This is a genomic window from Pseudomonas ovata (assembly GCF_003131185.1).
In the GTDB taxonomy this organism is placed as follows: Bacteria; Pseudomonadota; Gammaproteobacteria; order Pseudomonadales; family Pseudomonadaceae; genus Aquipseudomonas; species Aquipseudomonas ovata.
Window position 1 is genome coordinate 219,064 of record NZ_QFFU01000004.1, and the last position, 19,792, is coordinate 238,855.

17 protein-coding genes and 1 pseudogene are annotated in these 19,792 nt (G+C 64.3%); 5 read left to right on the forward strand and 13 right to left on the reverse strand.

The window, feature by feature from the left end; genetic code table 11:
- Nucleotides 1-72 precede the first annotated feature (72 nt).
- From cydX to cydD, 5 genes are read right to left on the reverse strand one after another with little or no spacing between them, the layout of a single operon-like run.
- Nucleotides 73-195 carry a cytochrome bd-I oxidase subunit CydX gene (gene cydX, locus DGA31_RS07995; protein WP_421957952.1) on the reverse strand — a complete coding sequence of 41 codons (123 nt, stop codon included), beginning with the start codon at nt 193-195 and terminating at the stop codon, nt 73-75.
- Between the two features lie 6 nt (nt 196-201).
- Nucleotides 202-1,341 (reverse strand): cytochrome d ubiquinol oxidase subunit II, encoded by a 1,140-nt coding sequence (gene cydB, locus DGA31_RS08000; RefSeq protein WP_206606832.1) that lies wholly within the window; start codon nt 1,339-1,341, stop codon nt 202-204.
- A 19-nt stretch (nt 1,342-1,360) separates the two neighbouring features.
- Complete coding sequence (locus DGA31_RS08005) at nt 1,361-2,959, reverse strand: cytochrome ubiquinol oxidase subunit I (RefSeq protein ID WP_109512171.1); 1,599 nt, start codon at nt 2,957-2,959, stop codon at nt 1,361-1,363.
- 49 nt (nt 2,960-3,008) lie between these two features.
- Nucleotides 3,009-4,709: a thiol reductant ABC exporter subunit CydC gene (gene cydC / locus DGA31_RS08010; RefSeq protein WP_109512172.1), complete on the reverse strand. Its 1,701-nt coding sequence runs from the start codon at nt 4,707-4,709 to the stop codon at nt 3,009-3,011.
- Nucleotides 4,706-6,406, reverse strand: a complete 1,701-nt coding sequence (gene cydD, locus DGA31_RS08015) for a thiol reductant ABC exporter subunit CydD (protein WP_206606829.1) — start codon at nt 6,404-6,406, stop codon at nt 4,706-4,708. Before cydD ends, cydC begins: the two co-directional genes overlap by 4 nt.
- A 283-nt stretch (nt 6,407-6,689) precedes the next feature.
- On the opposite strand from cydD, the gene DGA31_RS08020 reads away from it, so the two are divergent.
- Together DGA31_RS08020 and DGA31_RS08025 are read left to right on the forward strand one after the other, a co-directional pair.
- Nucleotides 6,690-8,651: a methyl-accepting chemotaxis protein gene (locus tag DGA31_RS08020; RefSeq protein WP_109512239.1), complete on the forward strand. Its 1,962-nt coding sequence runs from the start codon at nt 6,690-6,692 to the stop codon at nt 8,649-8,651.
- Nucleotides 8,652-9,239: 588 nt separating this feature from the next.
- Nucleotides 9,240-9,650: a DoxX family protein gene (locus tag DGA31_RS08025; RefSeq protein WP_109512173.1), complete on the forward strand. Its 411-nt coding sequence runs from the start codon at nt 9,240-9,242 to the stop codon at nt 9,648-9,650.
- Nucleotides 9,651-9,735: 85 nt separating this feature from the next.
- Here the strand turns inward: DGA31_RS08025 and DGA31_RS08030 are convergent, their stop codons facing one another.
- The 6 genes and pseudogenes from DGA31_RS08030 to DGA31_RS08055 form a co-directional block, all read right to left on the reverse strand.
- Nucleotides 9,736-10,173: a hypothetical protein gene (locus tag DGA31_RS08030; protein WP_056841225.1), complete on the reverse strand. Its 438-nt coding sequence runs from the start codon at nt 10,171-10,173 to the stop codon at nt 9,736-9,738.
- Between the two features lie 132 nt (nt 10,174-10,305).
- The gene (locus tag DGA31_RS08035; protein ID WP_109512174.1) at nt 10,306-10,809 is read right to left on the reverse strand and encodes a GNAT family N-acetyltransferase; all 504 of its coding nucleotides are present in this window, start codon (nt 10,807-10,809) and stop codon (nt 10,306-10,308) included.
- Nucleotides 10,810-11,338: 529 nt separating this feature from the next.
- Nucleotides 11,339-11,617 (reverse strand): annotated as a pseudogene (locus DGA31_RS08040) (transposase); the annotation flags it as partial.
- 108 nt (nt 11,618-11,725) lie between these two features.
- A complete protein-coding gene (locus DGA31_RS08045; protein ID WP_056841222.1) occupies nt 11,726-13,270 on the reverse strand; it encodes a phosphoenolpyruvate carboxykinase in 1,545 nt (514 codons plus the stop codon).
- Between the two features lie 163 nt (nt 13,271-13,433).
- Nucleotides 13,434-14,339: an Hsp33 family molecular chaperone HslO gene (gene hslO / locus DGA31_RS08050; RefSeq protein ID WP_056841221.1), complete on the reverse strand. Its 906-nt coding sequence runs from the start codon at nt 14,337-14,339 to the stop codon at nt 13,434-13,436.
- Nucleotides 14,340-14,481: 142 nt separating this feature from the next.
- Nucleotides 14,482-14,889, reverse strand: a complete 408-nt coding sequence (locus DGA31_RS08055; protein ID WP_056841220.1) for an RNA-binding S4 domain-containing protein — start codon at nt 14,887-14,889, stop codon at nt 14,482-14,484.
- A 180-nt stretch (nt 14,890-15,069) separates the two neighbouring features.
- Between DGA31_RS08055 and rimA the strand changes: the two genes are divergently transcribed.
- The 3 genes from rimA to rimK are packed head-to-tail and all read left to right on the forward strand — an operon-like array spanning nt 15,070 to nt 17,250.
- Nucleotides 15,070-15,852 (forward strand): S6 modification regulatory phosphodiesterase RimA, encoded by a 783-nt coding sequence (gene rimA, locus DGA31_RS08060; protein WP_056841219.1) that lies wholly within the window; start codon nt 15,070-15,072, stop codon nt 15,850-15,852.
- Between the two features lie 19 nt (nt 15,853-15,871).
- Nucleotides 15,872-16,348, forward strand: a complete 477-nt coding sequence (gene rimB / locus DGA31_RS08065) for a retropepsin-like aspartic endopeptidase RimB (protein ID WP_056841218.1) — start codon at nt 15,872-15,874, stop codon at nt 16,346-16,348.
- Nucleotides 16,345-17,250, forward strand: coding sequence for a 30S ribosomal protein S6--L-glutamate ligase (gene rimK, locus DGA31_RS08070; protein ID WP_056841217.1), 906 nt, complete (start codon nt 16,345-16,347; stop codon nt 17,248-17,250). The genes rimB and rimK overlap by 4 nt, the downstream gene beginning before the upstream one ends.
- Nucleotides 17,251-17,337: 87 nt before the next feature.
- On the opposite strand, the gene DGA31_RS08075 is transcribed toward rimK, so the two are convergent.
- Nucleotides 17,338-18,651, reverse strand: a complete 1,314-nt coding sequence (locus DGA31_RS08075) for an ATP-binding protein (RefSeq protein WP_056841216.1) — start codon at nt 18,649-18,651, stop codon at nt 17,338-17,340.
- A 169-nt stretch (nt 18,652-18,820) separates the two neighbouring features.
- Nucleotides 18,821-19,561, reverse strand: a complete 741-nt coding sequence (ompR, locus tag DGA31_RS08080) for an osmolarity response regulator transcription factor OmpR (RefSeq protein WP_056841215.1) — start codon at nt 19,559-19,561, stop codon at nt 18,821-18,823.
- Nucleotides 19,562-19,792: the final 231 nt, after the last annotated feature.

Sequence of the window (19,792 nt, forward strand, 5' to 3'; positions counted from 1 at the left end):
CAATTTTACGACTGCTAACGCAGCCGGTCGCGGGCAAGCGCGCTCCTACGCAAGAGCATCCCATTCAGCAGGTCATGTCTTGTGATGAGTGCCTGCGTTCTTGTCTTCAGTCATCTCGTACCACATGCCGTTGAGCACGGCAAAGGCGGCGGCCAGGGGCAGGCCGAGCAGCCAGGCGAAATACCACATAGTCATCTCCTCTCAATAAGCGTGTTTGCTGGGGTCTTCGATGCCGGCCGTGTCGACCTTGCCCCACAGCACCTTGTAGACCCAGGTGGTGTAGGCCAGGATCAGCGGCAAAAAGATCGCGGTGCTGACCAGCATGATGAACAGGGTCATGTGGCTGCTGGACGAGTCCCAGACGGTCAGGCTGAAACGCGCATCCACCGTCGACGGCAGGATGAACGGGAACATCGAGGCGCCCACCGAGACGATGATGCCGGCGATGCCCAGGCCGCTGGCCAGGATCGTCAGGTTGTCGCGCCGGGCGCGCATCAGCACGAAGGCCAGCAACATGCCGATAAAGCCCAGGGCCGGTGCGATCAGGGTCCAGCCATGTTGGGCGTAGTTCTGGAACCAGACGCCCTCGCCCACCACGGCGGTCTTGAACAGCGGGTTCGACGGGCCGGTCGGGTTGATCGTCGAGGTGATGCTGTAGCCGTCGATCCAGGTCCACAGCGCCAGCCCTGCCACCGCGTACAGCACCACCGTCAGCAGGGCGCTGATGCTGCCCACGGTGCGGGCACGAGCGGCGACAGCACCGTCGGTCTTGATCCGCAGCCAGGCCGCGCCATGGGTCACCAGCATGCTCACCGAGACCAGCCCGCAGAGCACGGCAAAAGGATTGAGCAGGCCAAAGAAGGTGCCGTCGTAGTGAATGTGCATGTCCGGGGTCAGGCGAAACGGCACGCCGACCAGCACGTTGCCCACCGCCACGCCGCTGATCAGCGCCGGCACGAAGCCACCGACGAACAGCGCCCAGTCCCAGGCGTTGCGCCAGGTTTTCGATTCGCGCTTGCTGCGGTACTTGAACGCCACCGGACGCAGGATCAGCGCCACCAGGATGATGAACATCGCCAGGTAAAAGCCCGAGAACGACACCGCGTACAGCTGCGGCCAGGCGGCGAAGATCGCGCCGCCGCCCAGCACCAGCCACACCTGGTTGCCTTCCCAGGTCGGGCCCACGGCGTTGATGATCACCCGCCGCTCAAGGTCGGTCTTGCCGATGAAGGGCAACAGCGCACCAGTGCCCAGGTCGAAGCCGTCCATCACGGCAAAGCCGATCAGCAAGGTGCCCAGCAGCACCCACCAGATGACACGCAAAGTGTCGTAGTTCAGCAACTCATGCAGGATCATGGTTTCACTCCGCAAGGACAGGGACAGGCTGACGGGCGGCCAGCGCGGCCGGGGTGGCGACGCTCGCCTGGGCCGGCTCCGGGTCCGGACCGTGCTGGATGGCCTTGATCATCAGCTTGAGCTCGATCACCAGCAGCACGCTGTAGATCGCCACGAAGCCGGCGATGGTCAGCAACAGGGTTTTCACCCCCAGGTTGGACACGGCCACGGCGGTGGGCAGCACGCCTTCGATGACCCAGGGTTGGCGGCCGTACTCGGCCACCAGCCAGCCGGCCTCGATGGCCACCCACGGCAGCGGAATGGCGCAGACCGCCAGCTTGAGCAGCCAGCGGTGCTGGTCCAGGCGATGGCGCGCCGACAGCCAGAAGAACGTGGCGGTCAGCACGATGAAGAACATGCCCAGTGCCACCATGACCCGGAACGACCAGAACAGCGGCGCCACTTGCGGCACGGTGTCCCAGGCCGCCTTGGCAATCTGCGCTTCGGTGGCCTGGCGCGGGTCGTCGACATAGCGCTTGAGCAGCAAGGCATAGCCCAGCTCGCTGCCGTTGGCTTCGAAGGCTTCTTTCAGGGCCGGCGCAATGGTCGTGGTCGAGCCCTCGGCGCGGATGTTTTCCAGCGCGTCATAAGCCAGGATGCCACGACGAATGCGCGCCTCGGCGCTGACCACCAGTTCCTTGATGCCCGGCATCTCGGTGTCCAGCGAGCGCGTGCCGATCAGGCCCATGACCCACGGAATGTGAATGGCGTAATGGGTTTCCCGCGCGGCCTGGTCAGGAAAGCCGATGGCGGTGAAGGCGGCCGGGGCCGGCTCGGTTTCCCACATCGCCTCGATGGCGGCCAGCTTCATCTTCTGGTGTTCGCTGGACAGGTAACCGCTCTCGTCACCCAGCACCACCACCGACAGCGAGGCCGCCAGGCCGAAGGAGGCGGCCACGGTCATCGAGCGCTTGGCCAGCTCGACATGCCGGCCCTTGAGCAGGTACAGCGCCGAGATGCCCAGCACGAAGATCGCGCCGCACACGTAGCCGGCCGACACGGTGTGCACGAACTTGGCCTGGCCGACCGGGTTGGTCAGCACGGCGTAGAAATCGCTGACTTCCATGCGCATGGTCTGCGGGTTGAACGCCGCGCCCACCGGGTTCTGCATCCAGCCGTTGGCAATCAGGATCCACAGCGCCGACAGGTTGGTGCCCAGCGCCATCAGCCAGGTCACCAGCAAATGCTTGACCGGGCTGAGCTTGTCCCAGCCAAAGAAGAACAGGCCGATGAAGGTCGCCTCCAGGAAGAACGCCATCAGCCCTTCGATGGCCAGCGGCGCGCCGAAAATGTCACCCACGTAGTGGCTGTAGTAGCTCCAGTTCATGCCGAACTGAAACTCCATGACCAGCCCGGTGGACACCCCGATGGCGAAGTTGATGCCGAACAACACGCCCCAGAAGCGGGTCATCTGCCGCCAGATCGTGCGCCCGGTCATCACATAGAGGGTTTCCATGATCGCCAGCAAAATCGACAGCCCCAGCGTCAGCGGCACGAATAAAAAGTGGTAGAGCGCCGTCAGCGCGAACTGCAATCGCGACAGACTGACTATGTCCAGGTCCATGCCATTTACCTCCAGAAGGGTTGTATTCAAGTCATCGAAAACAGGTGGATCAGTCAGGCCGCAGGCCCGCCAGGGCCGCGTCATAACCGGCGCTGCCGCGTGGCCAGGCGGCGATCACACGCCCGCCGTGCAGCATCACCAGCCGGTCGGCCAGAGCCGCCTCGCGGCGCAAATGGGTGGCCAGCAACCAGGTTCGGCCCTGGCCCAGCCGGTCGAGCTGGCGCAGCACATCGGCTGCGGTGTCGGCATCGAGCCCTTCACTGGGCTCATCGAGCAGCCACACTGGCGCCTCGCGCAGCAGCAGGCGGGCCAGTGCCAGGCGCCGGGCCTGGCCACCGGACACGCCCAGGCCGCCTTCGCCCAGCCGGGTGTCGAGCCCGGCGGGCCAGGCGCGCAATGTGTCGGCCAGCCCGGCATGGGCCAGCGCTTGCCTGAGCTGGTCGTCGCCGGCGTGTGGACAGGCCAGCAGCAGGTTGTCGCGTACGCTGTCCTGGAACAGTTCGGTGCGCTGGGTCAGCCAGCCGTAAGGGCTGCCCATCTGCACGCGGCCGAGGCGGGCCGGCAATTCGCCAGTCAGCAGCGCCATCAGTGACGACTTGCCCGCGCCGCTGCTGCCCACCAAGGCCACCCGCTCGCCGGCCTTGAGCTGCAGGTCGATGCCGTGCAGGCAATCCTGTGCCGCGCCAGGGTGGCGAACGTGTACCTGCTGCACACGTACAGGTTGATCAGCGGCCAGCGGCTCAGCAGGCATGGGCGCTGGCAGGTCGGTAGCCAATACCGGTCCGACCCTTTGCGCCGCCAGGGTGGTACGGCCCAGTTCCAGCGCGCCCCGGCGCAGGGCGGCCAGGGGTTCGGTCATGGTCAGGGCGACCAGCACCGCCAGCACCGCGACCGGCACTTCGATGACCCGGGTCGACACCAGCCAGCCGCTGACCAGCACGGTCAACGCCAGCAACACCGTGCTCAACAGGCCGAAGGCCACGGCGGCGCGGTTGTCCAGTGCATTGAGGCGGTCGTCGCAGCGGGCCAGGCGCGCATCGGTCTGGCGCAGGCGTTCGCATTGCGCCGGCAAGCGCCCGGCCATCAGCAATTCGGTCTGCCCCGCCACCAGGTCGGCGGCCTGGGCACGCAGGGTTTCAGTGGCCCGGGCCCGCGCCTGCGCCGGACGCAGCGCCCCCCGCCAGGTGCTGCGCAGCACGATCAGCGTGACCAGGCTCATCAACAGCAACACGGCAAGCCCCAGGCCGACATTGATCAGCCCCAGCGTCAGCGCTGCGGCCAGGGTCGCGGCGAATGCCGACAGCAGCGGCACCAGCACGCGCAGGTACAGGGAATCCAGTGCATCGATGTCGCCGGTCAGGCGAAACAGCAGCCGGGCCGGGCGCAAGGCCAGCTCGCGGGCGGCCTGCGGCTGTGCCCAGCCGATGAACAGCCGCACGCGCAACGCCGCCAGCACCGCCAGGGTCGCGTCGTGGGTGGCCAGGCGCTCGCCATAACGGGCGGCGGTACGGCCCAGGGTGAACAAGCGAATCCCGGCCGAGGGCATGAACACATCGAAGGCCAGCGCCGTGGCCGCACTCAGGCCGGCAATCGCCGTGGCACTGATGAACCAGCCCGACAGTCCCAGCAGCGCCATGCCGAACAGCACGGTAAGCGCCGCCAGCCCGGCGCCTGCCAGCAACAACCGGCCGCGTGCCTGCCAGAACAAACGGGCGACCGGCAACAGTGCATCGAACGCACGGCGGCTCATGACAGCACCTCATTCACGGCCTTGACCGGGCCAGCGACAGAGGCCTGACACAGTGCCTGCAGCGGCACCTGGCGCTGCATCGCGGCGGCCAGCACCGGGTCGTGGGTGGCGACGATCAGGGTGCGGCCGCGCGCCAGTTGCAGCAGGGCCTGGATCACCTCGAACGCGCTCTGCCGGTCCAGGTGGGCGGTGGGTTCGTCGGCCAGGATCAGCCGGACCGACGGGTCGGCCGCCACCCGCGCCAATGACAAGCGCACCGCCTCACCCCCCGACAAGCCCTGACCGCCCTCACCCAGCACCTGCCCGGCACGGGCCTGCTCGACCTGCGCCAGGCACGCCTGGGCCAGCGCGGCCTCGACCGCCGCACGGTCCACGCCCGGCCGTCCCAGCGCCACGTTGTCGTACACGGACCCGGCAAAGGTGTGCGGCTTCTGGCCGATCCAGCCTATGGCGCCCGGCGCCACATTCAGGTTCAGGTGGCCGGCCTGCAACGGCAACAGGCCAGCGATGGTCGCCAGCACGGTGGATTTGCCACCGCCACTGGGGCCGGTGATCGCCAGGTGCTCGCCCTCGGCCACTTGCAACGACAACGACTCGAAGGCAGGCCGGGCGGCGCCCGCATGACGAACGCTGACCCCCTGCATATGCACAACCAGACCCGGCGTCTGGGGATCGACCGGCGCGGCAGGCGGCAAGGCGGTGCCGCGCTCGCTCAGCGCCTCCAGCGCTTGCAAGGCGGTCACGCCCGAGGCGCGGTCGTGCCAGACCGCCGACAGGTCGCGCAACGGCTCGAAAAAGCTCGGCGCCAGCAGCAACACGAACAGGCCCTGACCCAGGCTCAGGGTCTGCCCCCAGGCACCGAACGGCAGATAACCCAGCAAGTGAAAGCCGATATACACCGCCACCAGCGCCACGCCCAGGGCCGAGAACAATTCCAGCACTGCCGACGACAGAAAGGCGATGCGCAACACGCGCATCGTGCGCTGTCGCAGCGACAGCGACGAAGCCTGTAAGCGCTCGGCGGTGGCCTCGACGGCGGCGAAGGCCCGCAAGGTGCTCAAGCCGCGCAAGCGGTCGAGCAGAAAGGCATTCATGTTGCCGGTTTCAAGCCACTGCGCCTCGCTGGCGGCCTTGGCGCGCCAGCCCACCAGGGCCATGAACAGCGGAATCAGGGGCGCGGCCAGCAGCAGCACCAGCGCCGCCAGCCAACTGAACCAGGCCACCGCCAGCACAATCACGACAGGCAGGGTCATCAGCCGTTGCCGCACCGGCAGGTAGCGCACCAGATAAGGCAGCAGCGCCTCGGCTTGCTCGGCCAGCACACTGGCGGCCAGGCCCGACGGCGCACGCCGGGTGTCCAGCGGCGAGCGGTCGGCCAATGCGGTGACAGCGTGTGCACGCACGGTGCCGAGGTACTGGCGTGCGGTGCAATACAGCCAGCGCCCGCCCCAGGCGTCGCTCAAGGTGCGCAGCGCGCCCAGCCCCAGCAGCGCCAGCGCCGCCGGCCAGACCACCGCCATGCCGCGCCCGTCCAGCAGCCCTTGTACCGTCCACGCCAGCACACCGGCCTGCAGCAGCCAGAACAGCCCGGCCAGGGTTTGCAGGTGCGCGCCCCAGCGATTGGGCTGGTACGCCGGCAGGATCGCCCCCTCGTTCGAGGGCGCGGCAGAAAAACCGGAAGGGCTGGCAGTTTTCACGGGGTGGCCACTGTTTGGCTGGTAGGGAGAGGCGGCGGCACACAGGCCGATCGCTCAGGCCGCCATGCTACGCACGTGGTTCTGGCCGGTTACTGATCCAGGTCAATGGCGGATTGCCAGCCAGCATCGCAGACTGCGCTCTGTGGGCATGCTTCTGGCATCCCCCCCCATGACCGCTCGTGACCGCCGACCTTCAGCTTTCTGCACGCCGTGACGATAAGGCCTGAAAGGAAGGCGCATGGCGCAAATGCGCCAGGCCCATGCACCAAAAGGCGACAGCCCCATGCTCAGAAATGCACCGTTACGTACCAAACTGTTGTTGATCCTGCTGCTGCCGCTGCTGGGGTTTCTGTGGCTGGCCACGCTGTTCATGGTCGATAACTACAAGACCCTGCGCGACATGAACAACACCGTCACGGCCAGCACCACCGCGCACCAGATCAGTCGCCTGATCACCACGCTGCAACGCGAGCGTGGCGCCAGTGGGGTCTTTCTGAGCAGCAAGGGCCGCTCGATGGGCGACCGCCTGACGCGCCTGCGCCAGGACACCGATCAGGCGCTGGCCGCCACCCGTACGCTGGCCGATGGCGACAGCGTGCCGCTCGACAAGGCGCTCACGATGCTGCAAGCCCTGCCGGGCACCCGCCAGCAGGTCGATGCGCAGGCCATGACCAGCACCGACTCCGGCACCCGCTACACCGAAACCATCCAGGCCCTGGTCAGCTACACCCACTCGCTGGAAGCCAATATCAACGAGCCGGCGATCATTCACGCACTGAGCGCGCTCAATCAGTTTATCGAAATGAAAGAGCGCGCCGGTCGCGAGCGGGTGATCCTGGGGCTGGTGTTCAGCCAGGACCACTTCGATGCCGCCCTGCTGTCACGCTTCAGCCGCAACCTGGGCGAGTTTGGCGCCTACGCGGAAAACTTCTGGCGCAAGTCCTCGGATGAGCAGTTGCGCCAGCTCGATGCGCGGATGCAGGACCCGAGTGCTGTAGAGGTGGCGCGCCTGCAACGCCTGGCCTTTGAATTGCCGCTGGGCCAGGCCTTGGGGATAAAAGCCGAAACCTGGTTCGAAACCGCCACCCGGCGCATCGACCTGATGAGCGAAGTCGAAGAAGCACTGGGTAACGAAGTGGGCGACCTGGCCGCCCAGGCGCGTGACCAGGCCAGCCGCGCCTTGTGGCTGACCCTGGCGGCCGTGCTGTTCGCCCTGGCGGCGGTGGTGGTGCTGTCGTACCTGATCATCCGCATGATCAACGTCGCCGTGGCCGACGTGAACAGCGTGTTGCTGAGCCTGGCGCAACGCGACCTGACCGCCCGCGCCACTTATCAGAGCCGTGACGAGTTCGGGCAGATCTGCGACAACCTCAATCGCATGGCCTTGGAAATCACCGGTGTCGTCCAGGAAATCAGCAACGCCACCGCACAGGTGGCCACGGCGGCCGAAGAGTCCTCGGCGGTCACGGTGCAGACCAGCCAAAGCGTCGAGCAACAGCGCCAGAGTACCGAGCTGGTGGCCACGGCCATCACCCAGATGAGCACTACTGTGCGCGATGTGGCCAGGAGCACCAACGACGCGGCGCAACTGTCGCAGCAGCTCAATCGCAACACCGCGCAAGGCAGCAGCGAAGTGCAGACCACCATCGAACTGATCCGGCAGTTGTCCAGCCAGGCACAGGACACCGCGCAGATCATCGATGAGCTCAAGCAGGAAAGCGATTCGATTTCCTCGGTGCTGGACGTGATTCGCGGCATCGCCGACCAGACCAACCTGCTGGCCCTGAACGCAGCCATCGAGGCCGCCCGGGCCGGCGATCACGGTCGCGGCTTTGCCGTGGTGGCCTCGGAGGTGCGCACGCTGGCGCAGAAGACCCAGGAATCGACGGGCAATATCCAGCAGATGATCGCCCGGCTCCAGGCCGGCTCCGATCGCGCCACCGACTCGATGCAGGAGACCCTCGACAAGGCCCAGGCGGGCGCACGCAATATCGGCCGCACCGGCGACCTGCTGGCCGAAATCGCCGAGGCGGTGTCAGGCATCAGCGACCGCAACATCCAGATCGCCTCGGCGGCCGAAGAGCAAAGCGCGGTGGCCGACGACATCAGCCGCAACGTCAATGAGATTAACGACCTGGTGATCCAGGTCAGCGCCGGCGCCCAGCAGACCGCCGTCACCAGCCAGGAACTGGCGCGCCTGGCCGAGTTCCAGCAAGAGCTGGTAGGCCGGTTCAAGGTCGGCTGATCCGGCTGCAGGCGATCACCCGCCTTGGCGCGGTATCAGCGACACAGGATGGGCTCTAACAAAAAATAACTCATTGATTTTATTGATTTTAAAGTCACCGCCTGTGGGAGGCGGCTTGCCGGCGATTGAGTGCGAAGCGCTCACGGAAATCTGCGAAACGCTGAAATTTTACGACTGCTAACGCAGCCGGTCGCGGGCAGAGCGCGCTCCTACCGATCGGTGTTTGATGCGCGACAGCGTGCCGCCTTGGCGCGGTATCAGCGACACAGGGTGGGCTCTCATAAAAATAAGCTATTGATTTTATTGAGTTTAAAATTCACCGCTTGTGGGAGGCGGCTTGCCGGCGATTGAGTGCGAAGCGCTCACGGAAATCTGCGAAACGCTGAAATTTTACGACTGCTAACGCAGCCGGTCGCGGGCAGAGCGCGCTCCTACCGATCGGTGTTTGATGCGCGACAGCGTGCCGGCTTGGCGCGGTATCAGCGACACAGGGTGGGCTCCTACGTGCGGTGCCACAGCACATCCGCTCAATCATTGCTTATCTGTGCTTGCCATAGTCCGGCGTTCATTCCTCCATGAGCGCCTGCCATGCTGACTCTCCAGCCCTTTCCCCGCTCCGTGGCCTTCGGCCTGTTGTTCATGCGTGTCAGTGCCGCGCTGCTGATGTTCAAGCTGCACGGCCTGCCCAAGCTGCTCAACTGGAGCCAGGAGCTGCAGCACATCGACGACCCGCTGGGCCTGGGTCCGCACGTCACGCTGCTGGCGGCGCTGTTCGCGCAGATCCTGTGTCCACTGCTGATCATCCTGGGCGTCGCCACGCGCCTGGCCTGCCTGCCGATCCTGTTTCTGCTGCTGGTCGCACTGCTGGTGGTGCACCCGGACTGGAGCCTGGAACAGGGCCAGTTCGGCTGGCTGTTCATCGTCTTGTTTGCCAGCATTGCCCTGACCGGCCCGGGCCCGTGGACAGTCAGACAGCCGGCGTCATGGCGCAGGCTTTGAATCCTTGATCAGGGGCGCTGTTCGACATGCGATCGCGCCGGCACCCTGATGGACACCGGCGCCTGCCAGCCCGTACAGCGGCCGCTTACTTGGCCGGCTGCTGCAGGTAATCGGTGAGGAAATGCTGGGCATTGCCCTGGTTCGACAGGGCATCGTCGTAGGTCAGCGACAGGGCCTGCGATTCACCCGGCACGTACAGTTCGCCGTAGTTACCCTGGATGATCAGCGCCACGTACTTTTTGCCGTCCACGGTGGTGGAGTAGCGCGTGTCCTTGTTGGTCTTCGCCACATCCATTTTCTGGATGCGCTTGTTCCAGTCATTATCAATGCCGTCGATCTCGACCAGCGCCTGATTGGCCGAGCGCTCGTCATAGCGCAGGGTCCAGACCTTCACGCCCTGGGTGCCCGAGTAGGCCACGACGCGATCGCCCACCGGCGGACGCGGGGCTTCGGTTTCAGCCATCGCGCCGGTGGTCATGCACAAGCCCAGAATCAGCGCCGCCCAGTTCCTTGTTGCCAACATTGTCTCGTCCTTTCTTGGAGTGGATACACCCAGGTCACGGGGGTTGAGGTGATAGGACCGGATTGAGCGGGGAAAAATCCGTAAGGCAAGAAAGACAGTTGCTACTGTGATATCGGTCTGCAACGTCCGGCTTTAGCCCTCAGGCAGCTCCCGTGCATAAAACCGGCTGTCCACCGCCATCAGCGGAAAGCTGACCGGCAGGCTGTCCCTGGGGATCTCGCGGAAGCCGTGTTTTTCATAGAAGCGGTGCGCGGCGAGAAACTTGTCGGTGGTGCCCAGCAGGATCTGGCGTACGCCCCGTGCCCTGGCGTCGGTCAGCAGACGGGTCAGCAGTTGCGCCGCCACACCGTATTCACGACCGCGAAAGGCGGCAGCCACGAACATCTTGCGCAGGGCGGCCTGACCGTTGCCGATATCCTTCAGGCCAATGGTGCCGACCACCGTGCCGGCGTGCCGGGCAACCCAGAAATCGCCGGTGCCCTGCTGATAGAAGTCGGGAATGGCCGCCAGGTCCGGCTGGTCGGCCGCGGTGATGGGAATGCCGAACTCTTCGCGCTGGATGGGCACGATCACGTCGATGACGCCTGGCTGGTCGGCCGGTTCAAAACGCTGGATGCGGATGGCAGAGGTGTTCAAGGGCACTGTCCTGGCAGTCACGGGTAGGTGCCGGGCATTGTTTCAGACTGGCCAGGGCCTCGACAAGGCGGGGCTGGCCAGCGTGGCGGCAAGGCTTTGCGGTGCAGGTTGTTTAATTACAACGCGGGATTGGCGGGGTCAGGCCGCAAGGGATGCTCTACGGCGTCCAGTGCATCCTCGGCCAGCGCCTGGGCCATTTCGATCAGGTGCGTCACGGCCATGGTCAGATTGCGCCTGGGGCCCATGAGCTGGCCGGGGGGTAGGAGCGCGCTTGCCCGCGACCGAGTGCGGAGCGCTCGCAGAAATCTCGGAAACGCTGCAAATTTACGACTGCTGACGCAGCCGGTCGCGGGCAAGCGCGCTCCTACAGCGGTGAAGCCGATGCAGCGGTGAAGCCGATGCAGCGGTGGAGCCAGTACAGCAGTGAAGACATTACATTTTTCAACACCCACAAAAAACCGCCCCGAAGGTTGTCGCGCCGAAAATCAGCAATGGTTTTGAAGTCAGGTGCCAGTCGGCCCAACAATCACATGACCTCCACGTTGCGCCGACACTCTGCCTCAAGTCGCCGCGACGAACGAATGCGCTGAAAATAGCCGTACAGATAGAGTTTGAGCAGGTCGGCGGGATCGTACGAAGGACGCCCAGTGGCCTTGGGTCTGGCTTTATCAAAGCCCAACTGCTCGAAGTCCAGAAGAGCAATGTAGGCTTCGATCACCCGTACCAGATGGTCGTCGGGAATGAGCTCGTCCAGCGAGAGTGGAAAAAGCGCACTCTGGGAGCGGTTTTCACCTTGGATATAGCGCATAAGAAAAATGCCCGTATCTTGCGATACGGGCATTTTTCTTCAACCGGCCAACAGATTGCTAGGTTTTCACACAGTCTGCCGAAGGGCGGTTTTTTCAGCCCGCTGAAATTACAGCTGCGGACCGGCCGCCTTGATGGCGTCGCTCACGTCGAACTTCTTGAAGTTCTCGGTGAACAGGCCTGCCAGGCCCTTGGCGGCTTCGTCGTAGGCCGCTTTGTCAGCCCAGGTGTTGCGCGGGTTGAGCAGAACGGTGTCGACGCCTGGAACGACCTTTGGCACGTCCAGGTTGATGATGTCCAGGTGCTCGGTCTCGGCACCGATCAGCGCGCCGCTCTGGATGGCTGCAATCACGCCGCGGGTGGTCGGGATGTTGAAGCGCTTGCCGACGCCGTAGCCACCACCGGTCCAGCCGGTGTTGACCAGGTAGACCTTGGAGTTGAAGCCACGGATACGCTTGATCAGCAGTTCGGCGTAGACACCAGCCGGACGCGGGAAGAACGGCGCGCCGAAGCAGGTGGAGAAGGTCGACTTGATGCCCGAGCCCGAACCCATTTCGGTCGAACCGACCAGCGCGGTGTAGCCCGACAGGAAGTGGTAGGCCGCTTGCTCTTCGCTGAGGATCGACACCGGTGGCAGGACGCCGGTCAGGTCGCAGGTCAGGAAGATCACAGCGTTCGGCTCGCCACCGAGGTTCTTCGGTGCGCGTTTTTCGATCAGCTCGCGTGGGTAGGCGGCGCGGCTGTTCTGGGTCAGGCTGTCGTCGGCGTAGTCGGCTTTCTTGGTTTCCGGGTCCAGCACGACGTTTTCCAGCACGGCGCCGTGCTGGATGGCTTTCCAGATGACGGGCTCGTTCTTCTCGGACAGGTCGATGCACTTGGCATAGCAACCGCCTTCGATGTTGAACACCACGCCTTCGCCCCAGCCGTGTTCGTCGTCACCGATCAGGTAACGGCTTTCGTCAGCCGACAGGGTGGTCTTGCCAGTGCCCGACAGGCCGAAGAACAGGGTCACATCGCCCTCTTCGCCCATGTTGGCGGCGCAGTGCATCGGCAGCACGTCGGCGGCCGGCAGCAGGAAGTTCTGCACCGAGAACATGGCTTTCTTCATTTCACCGGCGTAACGCATGCCGGCGATCAGCACTTTTTTGGCCGCGAAGTTGATGATCACGGTGCCGTCGGAGTTAGTGCCGTCACGCTCGGGCTCGCAGACGAACCATGGCGCGTTGAAGATCTGCCACTCGTCCTTGCCGCCTTCGTTGTAGGCCTCGGGATTGATGAACAGGCAACGGCCGAACAGGTTGTGCCAGGCGGTCTCGGTGGTCATCTTGACCGGCAGGTAGTGCGCAGGATCGGAACCCACATGAACGTGGGAGACAAAACGCTCGCGCTCGGCCAGGTAGGCACCAACGCGGTCCCACAGGGCGTCGAACTTGTCGGCGGGGAATTTGCGGTTGATCGGACCCCAGGCGATGGCGTCCTGAGTGCCGGCTTCTTCAACGATGAAGCGGTCCACCGGAGAACGGCCGGTGCGGTGGCCGGTTCTCACCACCAGGGCGCCCGTGTCGGCGAGTTCGCCTTCACCGCGGGCAAGGGCTTCCTTGACCAGGTCATCGATGCTCAGGTCGGTGTACACAGCGTTGTTGGTTTGCGTCATGAGGGTCCCCGTCGGCCTGAGGCCGAGTGCTCCGAACGGTTTTGTAGTAAAAAAACAACCACTACTACAGCCAAAAGTGGGCCGGATTATGCCAGAAATGCCCGGAAATGATAGAACCCTCCTGTCAGAACAGTATTACGGTAGTGCGAGGGTTCATCCGGGATCAGTGCCGGGTGGTCGAGGGCGAGTCGACGCCACCGTTGGCGAACAGTTGGGTCACGTCGGCACTGTCGAACAGATAGCGCTCGTTGCAGAACTGACAATCGACCTCGACCGTGCCGCCATGCTCGGCCACCAGCAACTGGGCATCCTCCAGGCCGAGGCTGACCAGTGCGTTGCCTGAACGCTCACGCGAGCAACTGCAACGGAAGCAGATCGGCTGCTGGTCGAACAGGCGCACCGGGTCCTGGTGATATAGGCGGTGCAACAGGGTTTCGTTGTCCAGGCCCAACAGTTCTTCGGTGCTCAGGGTGTCGGCCAGGGTCACCACATGCTCCCAGCTGGCGGCACGCTCGTCGGCGTCGGGGATGCGCGCCACGGGCAGTTGCTGCAACAGCAGGCCACGGGCGCGCTGACCGTCGGCCTTGAGCCAGAAGCGCGTGCCCAGTTGCTCGGACATCACGAAATAGTTTGAGAGGCTTTGCGACAGGTCGGCACCGTCCAGATCGACGATGCCCTGGTAGCGCTTGCCCTGGCGCGGGTCGATGGTCAGCGCCAGCGAACCTTCGGGCATCAGTTGCTGCAGGCCGGCCTCATCGTCGCTGATCAGGTCTTCGTCGTAACGGGCGATGCCGCGCAGTTCGCGCTCGCTGGAGCATTCGACCATCAGCAACGGCACCGCGCCGCTGGAGCGCGCCTGCAGGATCAGCAGGCCGTCGAACTTGAGGGTGCCGACCAGCAGGGCCGCCGCCGCCATCAGCTCACCCAGCAGGCGGGCGACCGGTGCCGGATAAGGGTGGCGGGCAAGCACCTCGTGGTAGCTCTGGTCGAGGCCGACCAGCTCGCCGCGCACATCGCTCTCGTCGAAGATGAAGCGCTGGGTGAAATCGGTATCGGGTAAATCGGACATAAAAAATAGTCTTCGATGAGGTGGGAAAAAGCCGCAGGGCCAGGCAGCGCCGCAGCACAATGCGGACATTATGCCGGCTGCCGGCGCCCACGTCGGCTCAATCGGATTGATGTCAATTATCGAGCACAGCGCGGCAAGGGCGTCAGTCGCGTGACTGGCCGTCGCGGAACTCGAAAAACTGGCGGCGCTGCTTCTTGGTCGGACGCCCATCGGTGGTCACGCCCTCGTGGCCGGCCTTGCGCTGGGCGGCCGCCGCTTCGCGACTGGCGATGCTCTGCGGGGTCTCGCTGTACAGCGTCTGGGCCTCTGGCGCACCGCGGCGCACCGTCGACAGCGCCTCGACCACCACGGTGCGCTCGTCGAAACCGGTACGAATCCTGAATTCGTCACCGATACGCGGCTCCTTGCCGGGCTTGCAGCGCTCGCCGCGCCAGTGCACCTTGCCACTTTCTATCGCCGCCTTGGCCAGGGCGCGGGTCTTGAAGAACCGTGCAGCCCACAGCCATTTATCCAGCCTGATTTTCTCGTCTTCTTCGGGCTTTTGTGCCATATGAATTCCTTATCGGTGTGGCAGTCTGACATTTATCAGCGCTGCCACGCACATGTTCATGAGAGGCCATGGCCTGCGCCTGCGCGCAGGCCTTCACCCCGGAACATGCTGTAACCCCACCCGGATTGTCAAAACCAGCCATCCGGAATCTGTTTGCCCGTCCACCCCTGGAGGTGCCCCATGACCGATTTTCCAGCTTCACTGACAACGCCTCGAAAGGGCTGCCAGGGATGCACGGGCAGCCCGCCTCTGGATTTTTCATTCGAATACGCCTATCAACCCATTGTGGACTTGCGCGACCATTCGATTTTTGCCCACGAGGCGCTGGTACGCGGTCCCAACGGCGAGGGCGCCCTGACCGTGCTCAGCCAGGTCAACGACCAGAATCGCTACCGCTTCGACCAGAGCTGCCGGGTGGCGGCGATTGCCGGTGCGGCACGGCTGGGCATGACCGAGCGCCTGTCGATCAACTTCTTGCCCAATGCCGTGTACCGTCCGGAACTGTGCATTCGCAGCACCCTGGAAGCGGCTCGCCAGTATGACTTTCCGATCGAGCGGCTGATCTTTGAAACGGTCGAGGGCGAGTACCTGGCCGATATCGACCATTTGCTCAATGTGCTGCGCCAGTACCGCGAATTCGGCTTCATGACCGCCATCGACGACTTCGGCGCAGGCTATTCGGGGCTCACGCTGCTGGCCAACTTTCAACCGGACCTGATAAAACTCGACATAGATCTGATTCGCGATATCCACCTTCATCGTGCGCGACAGGCTATTGTTCGCGCAGTCGTGCAAATGTGTGCCGATCTTGGGGTCACGGTGATTGCCGAAGGCATCGAACATCGTGAAGAGCGGGATTTTCTTGCCGACTGTGGCATTTTCCTGATGCAGGGCTACTGGTTCGCCCGGCCTGCATTCAAAGCGCTGGCCAGGGTCGAGCCCGAGGCCTGGCAACCGTCTTGAGCCGTACGGAATTGCGCCATTGAAAACATTCGATCATCTGACAGTTATCGGCCTGCGCGAGTGGGTGGCGCTGCCCATCCTGGGGGTTGCCGGCCTGCGGGCCAAGATCGACACCGGCGCCAGCACCTCAAGCCTGCACGCCACCGAGATCGAACCGTTCGAACGCGATGGTGAAACATGGGTACGCTTCAATGCGCACCTGGGCACGGTGGTGCAGTTGCGTCACCGCCGCTGCGAAGCGTTGCTGGTGGCGCGCAAGACCATCAAAAGCTCCAACGGCCATGCGCAGGTCCGCTATGTGATACGGACCACCCTGGCGCTGGGGGACCGCGTCTGGCCGGTGGAATTTACCCTGGCCTGCCGCAAGTCGATGCGTTATCGGCTGCTGCTGGGTTCAAAAGCTTTGGTCGACGGCCAGCTGGTCGTCAATCCGGGCATCAAATACGTACAAGACAAGCCGGTGTTCCCGGCCTCTAATCCCTCAGGTGTTGCATGAAGATCGCTGTGCTTTCGCGTAATCCGCGTCTGTATTCCACCCGCCGGCTGGTTGAAGCCGGTATCGAGCGTGGCCATGAGATGGTGGTGATCGACACCCTGCGCGCCTATATGAATATCGCCAGCCACAAGCCGCAGATTCACTATCGCGGCAAGCCGCTGTCGGGCTTCGATGCGGTGATTCCGCGCATCGGGGCATCGGTGACGTTTTATGGCTGTGCGGTGCTGCGCCAGTTCGAAATGATGGGCGTGTTCCCGCTCAACGAGTCGGTGGCCATTGCCCGCTCACGCGACAAGTTGCGTTCGCTGCAGTTGCTGTCACGGCGCGGCATCGGCCTGCCGGTGACCGGCTTTGCCCACTCCCCGGACGACATTCCCGACCTGATCCAGATGGTCAACGGCGCGCCGCTGGTCATCAAGGTGCTTGAAGGCACCCAGGGCATCGGCGTGGTGCTGTGCGAGACGGTTTCGGCAGCCGAGTCGGTGATCGAGGCGTTCATGGGCCTCAAGCAGGACATCATGGTCCAGGAGTACATCAAGGAAGCCGGCGGCGCGGACATCCGCTGCTTTGTGGTCGGCGACAAGGTGATTGCCTCGATGATGCGCCAGGCCAAGCCCGGCGAGTTCCGCTCCAACCTGCACCGGGGTGGCACCGCCAGCCTGATCAAGATCACGCCCGAAGAGCGCATGACCGCCCTGCGTGCGGCCAAGGTGATGGGCCTGGCGGTGGCCGGCGTCGACATCCTGCGCTCCAATCACGGCCCGCTGGTAATGGAGGTCAACTCCTCGCCCGGCCTGGAAGGCATCGAGACCACCACCGGCAAGGACGTGGCCGGGATGATCATCGAGCACCTGGAAAAGAACGGCGGCCCGAACATGACCCGGACCAAGGGCAAGGGGTAGGACCGGCTTCAGCCGGTCCTGCACAGCATCACGCGGCAGCATCAGTCCCAGGAACGGCAACACGGCGGTTCCCGACTGAAGCCGGTCCTACACAGCGTCACGCGGCAGCATCAGCCCCAGTGGCAGGCGTACACGGGCTTCCAGGCCGCCGCCGGAGCGGTTGCGCAGCTCGACGTTGCCGCCGTGCATGGCGGCGATGCGCTTGACGATGGCCAGGCCCAGGCCGGTGCCCTTGCCGCTGCGGGCACGGTCGCCACGGATGAAGGGGTTGAAGATCAGTTCCAGTTCACCGGGGTCGAGGCCGGCGCCACGGTCAAGCACGCTGAGCACCACATACGGCGCGCTGGTGTCGCCCGAGACATAGGCCGCCACTTCGATGCCGGTGCCGGCGTGGTAGGTGGCATTGCCGATCAGGTTGGTCAGCAGGCGCTTCATCGACACCCGGCGCAACGGAAACGGCGGGATCGGCTCCAGGCACAGGCGAATGTTGTTCTCGGCACTGTTGAACGGCGCCACGACTTCACGCACCAGGTCGCCCAGGTCGACCTCTTCGATCTGTTCGTCACGGCCATCGCGGATGAAGGCCAGGAACTGGTCGAGGATCGCGTCCATGTCCTCGATGTCGCGCACCATGCCCTCGGTGAATTCGTTCTTGTCGCTCATCAGTTCCAGCGACAGGCGCAGGCGCGTCAGCGGTGTGCGCAGATCGTGGGAGACGCCGGCGAGCATCAGTTCGCGCTCCTGCCCGGCCTGCTCGACGTCCTCGGCCATCTGGTTGAAGGCCCGGTACACCTCGGTCATTTCGCTCGGCGTGTCGCTGACCGGCAGGCGCACGCTGCGCCCCTGCCCCAGTTGACGTGCGGCGAAGACCAGGCGCTTGAGCGGCTGATTGAGCTGGCTGACGAAGATCCAGGCCGAGGCCGTGGACAACAACCCGATGGCCAGGAACCAGCCCAGCACGCTCCAGATTTTCTGCCCGCGCAGCGGGTGCGGGTACAGCGGCACTTTCAGCCAGCCGTCACCCAGGCTCGGGGCGCGCACCCACAAGGCGGGCGGCGCATGCACGCGCAGGCGCACTTCGGTGTCGGCACCCAGCTCGGCCTGCATCTGGCGCTGGTAGATCTCGCTGTAGGGCCAGTGCTGTTCGCCCTCGGGCACGCCGCCGCCGACCACGCGGATCAGCCCGGCGGCCTCGGCAATGGTTTCGCGGTCGCTCTCGTCGGCCGCCCAGTAGGCGCGCAGGGTCAGGGCTACACCGTGGCTGTACTGGCGGTCGACCAGCACATCTTCGTTCATCAGCAGATAGACCAGCGTCAGCGCCTTGGAGAACAGCACCACGATCAGCACCAGCCACAGGGTGCGCGAGAAAAAGCTTTGCGGGAACCAGAGCGGAGTCTTCATAAATGCAGCTTGTACGCTTTGCAGGGCGAGCCGGGCTCGCGGTGTGTAAGGGTCGAAGCTGCCAGGGACTGGGCGACTTCACGTCCGGACCGATAAAACCAAAAACGCCGATAGCCCCTTTGCAGGGCTATCGACGTAACAGGCGTCATGGCGGTCCGGCTGCAAGCCGTCAGCGACCGCCAGCACCGTCGGGAACGAATACATAGCCAACGCCCCAGACGGTCTGGATATAACGCGGCTTGGACGGGTCGGGCTCGATCAGGCGGCGCAGACGGGAAATCTGCACGTCGATGGAGCGCTCCAGTGCGTCCCACTCGCGGCCACGGGCCAGGTTCATCAGCTTGTCGCGGGTCAGCGGCTCGCGGGCGTGCATGACCAGCGCCTTGAGCACGGCGAATTCACCGGTGGTCAGCATGTGGACTTCATCGCCGCGCTTGAGCTCGCGGGTGGCCAGCGACAGCTCGTAGTCACCGAAGGTGACCGACTCGTCTTCGCTGCCGGGGGCGCCGGGCACCGAAGGCGCCTGACGACGCAGCACGGCCTTGACCCGGGCCATCAGTTCGTCGGGGTTGAACGGCTTGGCCAGGTAATCGTCGGCGCCCAGCTCAAGGCCCTTGATGCGGCTCAGTTCGTCGCCCTTGGCGGTGAGCATGATGATCGGCACCTGATTGTTGGCCGCACGCAGGCGACGGCAGGCCGAAAGGCCGTCTTCGCCGGGCAGCATCAGGTCCAGCACCACGAGGTTGAAGACTTCGCGGGACAGCAGGCGATCCATTTGCTCGACATTGGCCACCGCGCGGGCGCGATAGCCCTTGCTGGTGAAAAAACGCTCAAGCAGGCTGCTCAAACCCGGATCGTCATCGACGATCAGGATTTTCTCGCCTTCGGCATTAAGTGCAGTGCTGCTCATCAGAGGCTCCTTTATTCACGGGGCGCATTATGGCGCAGGTGAAGTAATGCGCACCGTGCGCATTGTTAGCAGATTTTACCGTATACGGCATGAGCACCGGTCACAGAACACGGCAGCCGACGTCTTGTGGCGCGCAAATCCCCTAACCGGCAGTGGCTGGTTATAATGCGCGACCCTAACAGTCAGGCAACGCCGGATGACGTTTTGTTTCGGCAAGACGATGGCAATTCG